Below are 13,426 nucleotides of genomic sequence, written 5' to 3' on the forward strand. Positions count from 1 at the left end.
ACAGCCGCTACATTGCTCACTCCCATTATCCACTCATGAACATTTACTTCTTTCCCATCCAGCCCTGCTCATAGGCGTACCGGGTGAGTTGTACTCTGTTGTCTAAATGCAGCTTTTGCAAAATGTTTTTCAAATGATTTTTTACCGTATGCTCGGATATGTCCAGATTAATAGAAATGTCACGATTGGACAAGCCCTTGGCAACAAGACCCAGGATTTCCCGTTCCCGGGGAGTCAGAGGGCTTGCATGAGCTGCAGGTCGCTCAAATTGGGAGAACTCCGTTAGAATGCGGAAGGCCAGCTCTCTTGTCATGGGTGCCTCGTCAACCGCTATCGCTTTTAAGTATTCGTGCCAGGACTCCGGTTTTAAATTTTTTAGTAAATAGCCCTGTGCCCCTTTTTTAAGCGCATCGAACAGATGGGCAATATCATCAGAAACAGTAACCATCACGATTTTCACATAAGGATACTTCGCTTTGACTCTCCTGGTTGCTTCCAGTCCATCTATTCCGGGCATCTGAATATCCATCAATATCAAATCGGGCATCCATAGTTCAGTTAATGCAAGAGCTTCAGCGCCGCTTCTCCCCTCAGCTACAACTTCAAAAGCGGGATCGCTGCTGAGGATCGTACGGATGCCCTCTCTAGCCTGATCGCTATCATCGATGATAAGCACTCGAAAACTTGGATAATTCACGCGGCTTTCTCCTCTCTAATAAGTTCATTATCTCATGCTACCCCAAATCAAATTTAAAAAATATGACCCCAAAGGGCTAGTATGGCAAGTGAATATGGTATAAAAGGAGCTTGGGATGCATCAGGTTAGCCCTAAACGTATAAACATGATGGAAAGAACTCTTAAGGAGGCCTCCCATCATGCTTATGAAATATGCTTGGTATTTGCTCATCGGTGTAAGCATACTTACGGTCATTGCGTTGACTGCTCACTTTGTAAAAAGCGACGAAAATATGGGTCAGCCGACCACTTTCCGCTCATCCGGTTACGAAGTTCATCTGCAGATGAACGAAGCCCCCGTTAAACCTATGACAAACCATGACCTGATTATTTCTATTCAGGATGATCTTGGCCTGCCAGTGGATGCTGCAGAAATCAGCATTTCCTTACGCATGCCGGATATGTTTTGCGGTACGTTTAATTTCACTGCAGAGCAAACGTCCCCAGGTATGTACAAAAGCACTGTTAAACCTGTGATGCCAGGAATTTGGGATGTTGAGGCGAGCATTCGTATTGGCTCGAAGCTTTTGGACGTTACCCATACTTTTAGGACTGCCCCGTAATACTACTTTCTTCTTTACCACAGCCATGGATGAATAGCCGGTATCCATTGATTTGCAGATAATCCCCGCATGATGCATAGAAGTCCAATCGTCACAGCCAATCCATTTCCCACCTTGATCATCGCTAAACGAAAAGATTGTTTGATTATAGCCGCGAATAAAGCGACAATGATCAAAGCAGGCATCGTAGCAAGTCCGAAGACGGCCATAGATAGCGCCCCAGCGGCCCCGTTTCCGCTTGCGGCAGCATTAATTTGCATAGCATAAGTGAGCCCGCAAGGAATCAAACCAAATAATAACCCACTAACAAATACTGCAATACCTTCGCCCTGTTTCTTAAGACGTTCCAAAAGCCGCTTAACCGGTGATGCTTGATACAAACGATGATGGTGAAGCGGCAGTCCTATTTTGGTAAAAATCCATAACAGCATCAATAACCCGCCGCAGATACTTGCTATCCCCTGAAAACCGACCCAAGAACCCGCCATATCCATAAAACTGCCGATGACACCCATTATCGCCCCTAACACGGTGTAGGTAAGAATACGTCCCCCATTGTAGTAAACAATGATGATGAGCGCTTTCGTATTTGCCCGCATCGTAAACCCGGATACAATTCCACCACACATGGCAATGCAATGCGGAGCACTAAAAAGACCTGTCAGGGCAATAAGTGTTAAACTTTGACTGGTCATACATGTTCCTTTCCCTGCATATGCTGCAGTCGGAATGGCGTGCCTATGAATTTTACTGATCCGATGTTGAAGAGCGATGGAACAGAGCTGGATTTATGGTTACTCTGTGATTTAGTGATTTAGCAATTTCGATACACTATCCAAGGCTAAATGGCCATCCAAACCAATTCATTCTTATCATTCTTATGCATGTTCTATACACAATAGCATAGCTCTAGATAAGATCATCTCAAATATGGCATTCCCTTTTTCAATCTGAAATAGGAACGTGCATGGGTTGCAGTTTGCCCTAATTCTCCCTCTAGCTCATATTCGGGCTGATCCCTTGTGTTCAGTTATATTATAGAAGAAAAAGCCCGTCACGCCAGCATATTTGCCGGTACAACGAGCGCGCTTTTCAAATTTCCCATGTTTTGTTATTTCCCGAAGCGCCTTTGGATATAACCTTATTTTATCTTATTTTATTTAGATCAAAGAAAACAAATCGACAGATAGACGATGAACGGGACTCCGCACATGACTGGAAAGCTGGTAAAGAAATGAAGGCCGTGGCAGCTCGGATACAAGCTTCCTTATGAGACCTTCCGTGTTCAGCTCGCCCAGACGCATAGAAAGCATACGGGGCGTTACCTGATCCAGTACGCGGCGGATTTCTTGGAAGTGTTCATGCTCAAAGCCAAGTGTTAGCAGCACCGGAATGTTCCATGCTTTGGCGGACAAGCAGCCATGTGCAATATCGGACTCCGCAATATGGATGGCCTTGGCCATTTCTTTCCAAAGCTTACCTTCCTCGGTAAGCTTATATTCCGGTAATAAAGGATGGCGACGTTCGTAGGGTGAAAGATGCTGGATGATCCCTAGATGGATCAGCTGTTTTAAGTTTTCGCTCAGCCTCGCAGGCGCGATGTCGAGTTGGCGCTGAAGAGGCGTAAAACGCCCCCCATTAGATTCCAATCCAAGCAGTATTGGAATCGTCCACCGACCCGAAAGCTTCTGTGAGGCTTGAATGATGAGCGCCTCCTGATTCACAGCTAAACCAGAGACTCTGCTAACATTAGATTATGCCCGTCAGGATCGACAAAAGTAGCCAGCTTTACCATGTTGGGGATCGTTTCGATTTCACCAATAAACGTAATGCCTTTACCAGAAAAGCCTTCAACGGCCTGCTCGAGATTATGTACATCAAACACGGTTGAAGAAGTTGAAGGAATTACGGTCTCGACCTCTGAGAAACCGATTGTACAATCATTCGTGTTCGTACTTATAATGGCCATACCACTCTCCATGTCATGAAACTGCAGTTGAAAATCAAGCTTCTTCGTGTAAAATTCCAACGTGCGTTCGATGCTGTTTACATTATACCAAATCGTGAGTCCAGGTTTATACATAATTCATCCTCCTTTTGATACCGTTATTATACTAAGTATAAAAACGGTAGTAAAGGTTTATTTTCACTTTTTAATTTCCCATTCGGAGTATGCAATGCCGATTAGTTGGCATCTCATTTTGTAGTAACTTCATCTGTGCTCTTGGAATCAGACATTTGTTCACGCCATTCTAGGGCATCCACGAGACAATGGAGTCAACAAAACTACACGCCTCTTAATTAACTAAAATAAGGAGCAAAATAATTAAAAAAGTGCTGGAAAGTCCCTCTGGACAATTCAGCACACTTGTATAGAAACTGGTTGCTCACAGGATGTATTGCACAAGATAGTGTATCTCACAAGCTTTTAAATATCTCTTCGAGATTATTCCATTCCTTCCCTATCCATATCATTTCTTCAATAAACCGGCTCATTGCTTTATCTTGGCTAAACTGTTCGTGCACCCATTTAAACTCTTTATACCAAGTTAATTTAATCGAAAGCATCAGTTGATCTATAGTAAGAGCGGCATGGTTTCTATAACCTTCTATATACGCTTTGGTTGTTTCTGTATTTAGGATGGAACCACTTGAAAGTGCACCAGAAAGTAAGGCACGGGAAATATCAAAATCCGGATATACAAAGTGGAGTCTGTCAAAATCTAATATATCTGCCAATCGGTCTTCATGAAATAAGATATTGTCAACATGCATGTCCCAGTGTGCCCATCCTTTGGTGCAGGCATTAAATATTTCCATATCTAATTGTTCAAGGATAATAATTTGTTTCTCAATGGCTTCTAAATACCTGTCATTACCCAATTCTTTTGTTTCCCTGAAATTTGACTCCAGTTTCTCAAACATTAGTGTTTTTGAAGGCAATTCCCATTGCAGGTGCTTTAACCGGGGCATAAATGTTCTCATCCACATATGCATACGGCCTGTAGCTTCGCCGAGACTATTCATTTGATGGCTATTTATTTGTCCGGCTTCTACGAGTTTTCCTTCACTAACACCAGATATCATGTACTCTTCACCAGAACCAGTGGTAAGAACATATTCACCATTAAAACTATACACTGGCTGACAAGGAAGCTGATCTCGCTGCATTAGATCTTGATACTTCAGTGCTTGCCTCACCCCTTCTAATCCACGCCGATTTCTGATTTTACAATATTGCTTGACAAAAATAGGCTTGTAATCTGTCTCCATAATCCACTTCAAATTCCCATAACCAAGAGCGCTTGGTTTAAGTCCATAAACCTTCCATCCAAACTTTCCTTCTATGTCAGAGATGATTTCATTTTGTATGAAATCAATGTTTTGAATGCTCATAATCGGGCCCCTCCTACTTGTATTGCCTCAAAGGGATTTTTCACAGCTGTTAATCCGCTCTGTCAAATAGACTCCATCCTTATAAATCAAAGCGTTTAATTGAGTCCCGTAAGAACATCCACCATCTATGCCAATCTTATCATCACTAAACCATACTTCTCCGGTTCCATGAATATCTGTTGTTCTTGTATGACCAAATATTACTTTTTTACTAACCGTTGTCTTAGATTGGATAAACTCTCCCTTGATGTACATAAAATCATGTTCGGGTTGCTCCTTCCAATTTGTATACCTGGGATTTAGCCCAGCATGAACATAAATATGGTTGCTATCTTCATAGTAGAGAGGAAGCTTACTGAGGAAATCAATGTGATGTGAATAGGTTTCCTTTATGTAAGAAATGGCTTGTTCCATCATATTTTCTATGTTTTCAACATCAATCCACTCACAATAACTTTGTAAGGTTTGTCTGCCTCCATGCTCTAAAAACTTCATCTGAACTTGTTGGCTTTCCAATCTTATTAAATCAACCAGACGTTGATCATGGTTTCCTCGCAAAGCTATTACATTCTGTGTGTGAACTAAACTTATGACTTGCTCAACTACTTCTCTGCTTCTAGGACCACGGTCAACATAATCACCAAGTAAAATTAACTGGTCATTTGACCGATTATAGTTAATGACATTAAGTAATTTGTGGAATGAATCCATACAACCATGAATATCGCTAATCATTATTATTCTTTTCATCTGTTCACCTGGTTTTTCTAGGATTTTTTTTCTAAACAGCTCTCAAAATATTTCTTCTATTTTATTAAATAATAGCGTTTGTTTATCAGAAACTTTAAAGTCTAAGTGAAAATGTCCAAAATACCAGTGAGAATATTCCAATTTCGTTTTAATTTCTTCAAAATAATCAGTGAGTTGATCGCTATGCATTGATTCAGTATCACCCTGTTTAATTAATCCTAAGGTTGATGAAGGACAAGTGTGGGTAATAACAATGTCCACTTTCCAATCGTGTTTATTAAGATTTAAGTGTCCTTCTTCATACTCTTCATTACTAGGCATCTCCCTGGACCACCAATTAATATTTTCTTTTCTAAATTCCTTATCGTGCGAACTGGCTCCTCCAAAAGTAAAAAGTTTAATGTCATTAATTATATACACTTGACCTCTCATAAGGTGAATTATGCTTTCGTTTATCTTGTGAACTTTACCACCACTCCAAGTTTGAACCGGATAGTCATCTAATAAGTTAAAATTTTCATGGTTTCCGTCTATAAAAAGCGTTGTGAATTTCTTATTGCTAAGCCACTTTCTCCAATATAATTCATCGTTCTTATTATCCCAGATTAGCCCAAAATCCCCTGCTACGATAACGTAATCCTCTTTAGTTAATTTTCTACTCTGTGGAAACCGTTTGAAGTTAAACTTACTTATTTCAGTGTATCCATGTAAGTCTCCAGTAACATATATCATTTTCACATCCAGCCCCAATTTTCGCCACGTTTTCCGATTTGTACAACTAGTATACTATGATTCCCCAATTTAAGGGAGGGTGGATTTTTATCCCCAATCGATTCAAATTGAACTCGCAATGTGATTTTAAAATGGTTATAATTGGTATTGGCATTGTAAATGCAAAGTTTAAATATTTCAATTCGGAGATGAATATATGAAATTATTTGTTACAAGACATGGTCAAACCGAATGGAATTCTGAAAACCGAGTCTGTGGGATAACGAATATTAATTTAACGGATACAGGAATTGAACAAGCAAAGGAACTTTCGACTAAACTCGCAGACTATAAAATCGATATAATAATATCTTCACCACTGAAGAGGGCAAAAGAAACAGCCGAAATCATATCTGATGCTATTGGTAAAATAGTGATTATAGATAGAAGACTTTTCGAGCAAAACTATGGTGTTTATGAAGGTGTTTCACGTAATGCTGAAGATTTCAGAGCTGCAAAGAAACATTTTTCAAGCAAACTATCAGGAGGCGAATCATTATTTCAAGTGGCACACAGAGTATACAGTTTAATTGAAGAAATAAAAGAAAAATATCCTAATGAAAATGTTCTATTTGTTACTCATGGTAGTGTGTGCAGAGTTATACATTCATATTTTACTGATTTATCTAATGAAGAATATTTTGAATATTACACAGGCAATTGCGAATTAAAAGAATATAGCCTTTGATGAAAGGGTCTATTAACATCGATTTTGAGAATTTTCAGACCTCTATTTTTTTCGCCCATCCAAGAAACAAAGACAAACAAACGCTGCAAAGGCAAGTCCCCCGATTACTTTTAAAGAGGTGGAAAACGCCCTTACATAATCCGAAAGCTCTGCTTCTAAAAGAGATTGCTGAAGGGATCCGGAAAATAAAATACTGATCAAAGCCACCCCTAGCGAATTTGCCAAATACATACATGTAGTGAATAAGCCTGAACCTGCCCCGGCATCCTTTGAAGGTACTGCGCTGAGAATGACGTTAACAAGTGGAGTGGTCGCCATCCCGAGACCGAAACCGTAGAAAAATAATATGAGTATATTTCGGAAATACAGCAGGTGCACCGCATCCATATGCAGGGAGCCGATAAGTAACAGGCAGCAGGTTCCCATCACCAAAGCTCCTATTTTCAGAACTATAAGCCCCCATTTCTTCACGATTCGGGACGATACCAAAGAAGTTAGAAAAAAGCCCACACCTATAGGCAAAAAGACTAAACTCGTGGAGTGAACATTATCATGTAAGCCAAATTGCAAATAGTAACTTAAAATGAAGAAGAAGGAGAACATGCTGAGATAGATCATCACAACTGTGGCCATACCTACGCTGAAAGAACGATGTTTGAAAATAGACATGTCGACTAGGGGGAAATTTCCCTGCTTCCCTTTCCGAATTTCGACCGAAATAAAAGCAAAAAGAAACGGAAGCGACAATAGTAGACAGCCCAAGGTCCATATCGGCCAGCCTTGTTTTTGCCCCTCTGACAATGGATAAACGAGCAGGAGCAAGCCAATCATCAGGATGATGGAGCCAGTCCAATCAATGCTTTGTTCTCGTGCAGCCCGTGATTCGGGTACAATCGGCAAAAACAGCAGGACAAGAAGACCGAGTGGCACATCGAAAAAGAATACCATCCGCCATCCGAGGTTGAATAGATTCCAATTGACTATAGCACCGCCGAGAATAAAGCCTGAAGCAAATCCAACGCCAATCAAAGCACCATAAATACCAAAAGCAAGCGCCTTTTCTTTGGGAAGAAAGCTGACCTGCAGCGTGGATAATACTTGTGGTTGGATAAGCGCCGCCGTCAGTCCTTGTATGGTGCGAATAGCAATCAGGAGTGTTGGATCAGAAGTGATACCACCCAGAGCAGCCATCACGGTGAACCCGCTCACCCCGATCAGCAGCATCCGTTTTCTGCCGTAAATATCTCCCAGCTTGCCGCTAACGATCAGTGCCACAGCCAAACCGAGGGAAAAGCCGGTGACGATAAGCTGAGCTTCGGAGAAGCTGGCTTTGAGGCTATTTTGCATAGACGGGAGCGCGACCTGGATCATATAAGTGTTCAAAGAAATAAGTAAAGTGGGAAGCAAAATAACCGCAAGCGCATACCAACGGCGCGGATCCACCTGCTGCTCCTCTCGTTCATTAGTTGTTAATGTGGCGGATGAATGATTGGACATTGCACTTCCTCCTTGTCTTGTTAAATGATCTATGATAATGATTATCATTCAGATCAATCTTTTTCTCTACCTGCTGGGGGAGGTTCCATCCTCATTTAGGGAGAAAAAACAAAAAAACTTCAAGTTTGGAGAATATATCGCTCGATTCCGAACCATATGTTCTACCTAACTGAAGTTTTCTCTGACTTAAACGAGAGTCAATCGCAAAAAAAGATCGTTTTATTGTTGAATCCAATCTGTTATCACAGGTTTTCCATCATAAACTGCCGGGCATATAGGCGATAGCAAGTCCTCCGGTTACAGGGTTTGTATACATTTCACAATCAATCTCATATACATCCTTGACAAGTTCTTTTGTTAAAACTTTATTTGGCTCGCCGCTTGCGACTATTTCCCCACTTCTAACAACATATAAAATATCGCAATAAGTCGCGGCGAGAGAAAGATCGTGCAATGCAGCCAAAGTGCCTACTTTCAATGATTTGACAATGGATAATATTTGCAGCTGATATTTGATATCCAAATGATTGGTCGGTTCATCGAGGATTAAAAACTGGGGCTGCTGGGCAATGGCTCTGGCCAATAGAACGCGTTGTTTTTCACCACCGGAAAGCGTTAAATAACTTCTATCTGCATATGTGAGTAAATCGACTTTTTTAAGGGCAGCATTCACAATTTCATAGTCTTCTTTGTTATCTGATTCCATGATATGTTTATGGGGCGTTCTTCCCATCATAACTATTGCGTGTACAGTGAAATCAAAGCTCATATCATTAAATTGCCCAACCACACCCATTTTTTTGAAGATTGACTTGGGACTGGATTTTAATACATCTCTCCCATCTAAAAATATGGACCCTCGCTTCGGTTTAATTACTTTATAAATACTTTTTAAAAGGGTCGATTTTCCACATCCGTTAGGGCCAATAATACCAACAAATCGTCCGTTATCAACATGGAGTGAAATATCTTTTACAATTTGCGTGCCGGAAAGTGTAACATGGAGATGATCAACTTGTAAATTCAACCTATTTTCCTCCAAATCCATAGCTCTTCTTCATTAACATGTACATAAACATAGGAGCGCCAAGCAGGGCTGTCACAATGCCTATAGGCAGTTCTCCATTCGGTATGATGGTTCTTGCTAATACATCTGTCCATATCATAAAAATAGCACTTGTAAGAATGACCACCGGTAATAGGCGTTTGTGGTCGGGACCGACCATGCCCCTGACGATATGTGGAACAATTAATCCAACGAATCCAATAATACCGCATGTTGCCACAATGACACCTGTTAGTACCGAAGAAATAATCATATACAATCTTCTGTAAAAATTGAGGTTAATCCCTAATGTTACCGCAGTTTCATCTCCCATCAGCATCGTATTCAGGACTCTTGCCTGACAAATAAAAAAGAGAGCTGCAAGACCAATCATGATAGCAATCAGCGGCAGCTTGTCCCACTTGGCCGAGGCAAGGCTTCCCATCGACCAAAAGGTAACGGATCGAATGCCTTCCGCATTTTTGGCCAAATAAACGATGAGATTGGAAAAAGCACTGCACAGCGCATTGATGATCGTCCCGGCCAGCACCAGCTTGACGGAGGACATTTTACCTCCCAGATTGGCTAGAACTAGCACCAGAGCTGCTGCCCCCAGAGCCCCGATAAAAGCCCAAAACGCAACGCCCAAGCTTGCCATAATCCCCACGGCTCCAAAACCGAGCATAATCGAAAATGTTGCTCCTAATGAGGCACCCGACGAGATACCCAATAGATAGGGATCAGCCAGTGGATTTTGCACGGACGCTTGCATAACCGTTCCACATAAGGCCAGCCCTATGCCGACAATCATTGCCAGCAGCACTCGAGGAAAGCGGATATGCCATATGATATCCACAACGCTCCCTGAGCTGAGCTCATTCATATCGCCGAGTGATAGCCCTATCGTCTGGTAAACAATGATCCGCAATGAATCCATAAAGGGTACCGCAACCTGTCCGATTGAGAGGGCCATTCCAATAGAGCATATAACCGCAGCGATTAGCGAAATCATCATCCATATAAATAGTGAACGTCTTTTTAAAACAGATTCAAAATGGGTCGACATGCCTGTGAAAGCACCTCGTTTTTGTATCGATGACATGTCTACTTTCCTCCAAATAACTCTGGATGAATAAACGCTGCCACATCCTCGTATAGATCAGCAAGCTGCAAACCGCCATTTATAGCGCTTGTATATTCAGCCACCATCACATTTCCTGTCTTTATCGCACTGACATTTTGAAGTTTTTCGTTGGTAAGCAGCTTGTTTTTTGTCACCTCACTATCAGGTTCCTGAAATTCCGTAATAATAATTTTTTCTGGATTCGCGGCAATGATTGCTTCAAGCGACAATTCCATATAGCCATCCTTCGATAACTCCATATACTCCCCTCCTGCTCCTTCAATCATTTCGTCGATCATGCACCAGGAAGGTGGATAGTAATAATTGGTGTCACGTGCTCCCCCGATAAACAGTACCTTTGGAACCTCTTCCACCGCTTCAGCGATCTTTATGACCTGATTTATTCTATCGCTCTGTGTTTTTAAATACGCATTTGTCTTGTCTTCAACGTTAAAAGTGAGTCCAAAATTCTTGATTTCTGTAAAATATTCTTCAATACTACGCCCGACAGTAAAATTAACGGCTGAAACCACAGGAATCCCTCTGTCATTCCAAAAAGATATGTCCCCCAATAAATCTTCCTTAAAAGCTGAAGAAATGGAATAGATGATATCAGGCTGCAAAGCAAGCACAGATTCCTTAGATGGCCACGATTTCGTAATCAGGGGCAGCTCCGCAATTTCACTTGCATATTTTGAAAAAGATTGATCCGGATATCCGAGACCAACAACTTTTTCTTTTTGCCCAAATTCAATCATAAGCTCGGCTATGGCTGATCCCACTACCACAACCTTTTTAGGCTCTACCTCAATGGTTTGGATGACTTCTTTCCCGTCATTCGTATAAACCTTGATCGAGACGGGATAATGATCGTCACTACCGCTCTTTGATTGCAGAGTTTCTATACTCCCTTTTTCAATGCTTGCAATGCCTTCCATTTCCCGTGCCGGAACAGATGCATCTTTTTTCGAGCAAGCTGAACACCATGTAAGCATGATCATAAGCAAAATAACCCCACATTTTTTCATAAAACAACACTCCTTATCCTAGTTTTTTCACCCGACCAAAAGATTACTTTAAGCCGAACATTCTATGATAATGATTATCATTTATATGAACATTAATCTCTACCTGTTGAGGGAGCTTCTTTCCTTATTCAGGGAGCAGAAAATAAAAAAACGCCTGTGGCGTCCTTGAGGTACATATTCGAGACGTGATGGTTCGGGGAGGGATGAGCTGCGGGCTCAATGTTGTAAGGTTAAGCCGGCCAAAGTGATTGGTTTGTCAACTACATTCTACTGTTTCGGCCACGTATAAGCACAATGTGGTCGGTTTTCCGCCTACATTCTGCCGCTTCGGCCACACTCAAGCATATTGTGTATGGTTTTTCGAATACATTCCGCTGCTTCGGATTTGGCCTCCCTTTTAATTGGGAAAATCCCAACCTCCCACTTGCCTATTAACCTGACAACATTGGGGCTGTGGGCTCCAGGCGCCGGGAATGAAAACGGAGAGGATCTGCTACTTTAACGATGTTTTTCGTCGTTAAAACCACAGGTCCTCTCCACATCCTTACTTTAACGATGAAAATCATCTTTAACGTGATCGGTTGACCTGGAACACTTGCTTTAACGATGAAAAACATCGTTAAGTGGAGCGCACAGCACACGCTCATTTCGGCGGAGGACGAACCGTTACTAGGTCTCTACTAGTCAAAATCCTTCTGAAGCTTGCTTCTTTCGAAATCCAGTTGATCAACACGCTTTAAGTATTCACTCGGATTGCAGCCATAATGCTTGCGAAAGGTCGTCGTGAAATTACTGACATTGCTATAACCGACCGAAACTGCGGTTTTCCCCACATTCAAATGCTCCACTTCCATATACCAGAGCGCTTTCTCCATTCTTTTTTGACGCACCAGCTCGAAGATTGTCATGTCAAATAGTTCCCGGAATCCCTTTTTTAGCTTGAATTCATTCATGCCTACCCGCTTGGCTAACTCGCGGATCGATAACGGTTGTTCGAAATGGATTTGCACCAATTGGTGGACCTGCTTCAGTTTCGTTATATCATCATGCCGGAGCGTCATGCTTCCACCCACAGAGCCGTAGCCATCAGACTCCCCGAACAATGCGATAAATTCAAGCGCTTTGCTTTCCATATATAAACGTTTCATCGTTCCCTGATGCTTACAGTGGATCATTTCGGAAACACATCTTTGGATAGCCGGAGTGTCTGGAAAGCGGTCAATATTTCCACGATGATGCGTAAGCCAAGTTCCCATTTGCTGCTTCTCCGTCAAATCTCCGGCATAATGCAGCAGCTCATTTGGAGTCAGCCTAACTTCAACCAGTTTATTTCGGATGCCAGCTTTTTTCTCTTCATACACCTGAACATCCTCCAGGAATAGAACATTGCCTGTTGGTATATCCGTATGGCTCTCTTTGCCATTCCATTCGCAATAAATATCGCCGCTTACACAATAGCTTAGCTCAAACAACGGACAAGCCTCTTGGATGTGGAGCTTCATATCTTGTTCAAATGTAATATCCGTATACATGATCTCCATCCCTGGACGAATTCGTGTCCGTGTAACGCTCCCCTTGCCAATATGTGGGGGAATAGTGAGGCGCTGCTCCCACTTGTTTTGTTGAACAGTGCCCTCTACCAATATCGTAAATTGATCAAAAAGATCATGAATCTCCATATTCCATATATTTAAAGTCATCGTATTCGTGCTCCTTCTTACCCTTTCGTATACGATGCATTGTACTCTATACCGTGATTTACTACAACCTCATAAAAATAGTAGTGCTTTACTTTCTTCACCACCTCAGATGTAGCACAAAGTCAGCCC

General features: G+C 41.8%; 14 protein-coding genes. 2 read left to right on the forward strand and 12 right to left on the reverse strand.

Annotated elements, in window-relative coordinates; translation table 11 throughout:
• Window positions 1-43: 43 nt before the first annotated feature.
• Window positions 44-697, reverse strand: a complete 654-nt coding sequence (locus tag J2Z66_RS06420; protein ID WP_209970544.1) for a response regulator — start codon at window positions 695-697, stop codon at window positions 44-46.
• Window positions 698-876: 179 nt separating this feature from the next.
• Between J2Z66_RS06420 and J2Z66_RS06425 the strand changes: the two genes are divergently transcribed.
• Window positions 877-1,299 carry a FixH family protein gene (locus J2Z66_RS06425; RefSeq protein ID WP_209970545.1) on the forward strand — a complete coding sequence of 141 codons (423 nt, stop codon included), beginning with the start codon at window positions 877-879 and terminating at the stop codon, window positions 1,297-1,299.
• A 14-nt stretch (window positions 1,300-1,313) separates the two neighbouring features.
• Here the strand turns inward: J2Z66_RS06425 and J2Z66_RS06430 are convergent, their stop codons facing one another.
• The 6 genes from J2Z66_RS06430 to J2Z66_RS06455 form a co-directional block, all read right to left on the reverse strand.
• Window positions 1,314-1,994 carry a sulfite exporter TauE/SafE family protein gene (locus J2Z66_RS06430; protein ID WP_209970546.1) on the reverse strand — a complete coding sequence of 227 codons (681 nt, stop codon included), beginning with the start codon at window positions 1,992-1,994 and terminating at the stop codon, window positions 1,314-1,316.
• A 465-nt stretch (window positions 1,995-2,459) separates the two neighbouring features.
• Entirely contained in the window at window positions 2,460-3,023 is a 564-nt protein-coding gene (locus tag J2Z66_RS43750) for a winged helix-turn-helix transcriptional regulator (protein ID WP_209970547.1), read from the reverse strand.
• Between the two features lie 2 nt (window positions 3,024-3,025).
• Window positions 3,026-3,382 carry a VOC family protein gene (locus J2Z66_RS06440; RefSeq protein WP_209970548.1) on the reverse strand — a complete coding sequence of 119 codons (357 nt, stop codon included), beginning with the start codon at window positions 3,380-3,382 and terminating at the stop codon, window positions 3,026-3,028.
• A 335-nt stretch (window positions 3,383-3,717) separates the two neighbouring features.
• Window positions 3,718-4,695, reverse strand: a complete 978-nt coding sequence (locus tag J2Z66_RS06445) for a phosphotransferase (protein ID WP_209970549.1) — start codon at window positions 4,693-4,695, stop codon at window positions 3,718-3,720.
• A 27-nt stretch (window positions 4,696-4,722) separates the two neighbouring features.
• Window positions 4,723-5,445, reverse strand: a complete 723-nt coding sequence (locus J2Z66_RS06450) for a metallophosphoesterase family protein (protein ID WP_209970550.1) — start codon at window positions 5,443-5,445, stop codon at window positions 4,723-4,725.
• A gap of 42 nt (window positions 5,446-5,487) precedes the next feature.
• The gene (locus J2Z66_RS06455; RefSeq protein WP_209970849.1) at window positions 5,488-6,177 is read right to left on the reverse strand and encodes a metallophosphoesterase family protein; all 690 of its coding nucleotides are present in this window, start codon (window positions 6,175-6,177) and stop codon (window positions 5,488-5,490) included.
• Window positions 6,178-6,373: 196 nt separating this feature from the next.
• Here J2Z66_RS06455 and J2Z66_RS06460 point away from each other — a divergent pair, with 196 nt between their 5' ends.
• Window positions 6,374-6,904, forward strand: coding sequence for a histidine phosphatase family protein (locus tag J2Z66_RS06460; RefSeq protein WP_209970551.1), 531 nt, complete (start codon window positions 6,374-6,376; stop codon window positions 6,902-6,904).
• Between the two features lie 42 nt (window positions 6,905-6,946).
• On the opposite strand, the gene J2Z66_RS06465 is transcribed toward J2Z66_RS06460, so the two are convergent.
• The 5 genes from J2Z66_RS06465 to J2Z66_RS06485 form a co-directional block, all read right to left on the reverse strand.
• The gene (locus tag J2Z66_RS06465) at window positions 6,947-8,401 is read right to left on the reverse strand and encodes an MFS transporter (RefSeq protein WP_209970552.1); all 1,455 of its coding nucleotides are present in this window, start codon (window positions 8,399-8,401) and stop codon (window positions 6,947-6,949) included.
• Window positions 8,402-8,657: 256 nt separating this feature from the next.
• Complete coding sequence (locus J2Z66_RS06470) at window positions 8,658-9,428, reverse strand: ABC transporter ATP-binding protein (protein ID WP_245375319.1); 771 nt, start codon at window positions 9,426-9,428, stop codon at window positions 8,658-8,660.
• 1 nt (window position 9,429) lies between these two features.
• Window positions 9,430-10,548 (reverse strand): FecCD family ABC transporter permease, encoded by a 1,119-nt coding sequence (locus J2Z66_RS06475; protein ID WP_245375320.1) that lies wholly within the window; start codon window positions 10,546-10,548, stop codon window positions 9,430-9,432.
• Between the two features lie 2 nt (window positions 10,549-10,550).
• Window positions 10,551-11,597 (reverse strand): ABC transporter substrate-binding protein, encoded by a 1,047-nt coding sequence (locus tag J2Z66_RS06480; RefSeq protein WP_209970554.1) that lies wholly within the window; start codon window positions 11,595-11,597, stop codon window positions 10,551-10,553.
• A gap of 680 nt (window positions 11,598-12,277) precedes the next feature.
• Window positions 12,278-13,297, reverse strand: a complete 1,020-nt coding sequence (locus J2Z66_RS06485) for a helix-turn-helix transcriptional regulator (protein WP_209970555.1) — start codon at window positions 13,295-13,297, stop codon at window positions 12,278-12,280.
• Window positions 13,298-13,426: the final 129 nt, after the last annotated feature.

It is taken from the genome of Paenibacillus eucommiae, from assembly GCF_017874215.1.
In the GTDB taxonomy this organism is placed as follows: domain Bacteria; phylum Bacillota; class Bacilli; order Paenibacillales; family NBRC-103111; genus Paenibacillus_AI; species Paenibacillus_AI eucommiae.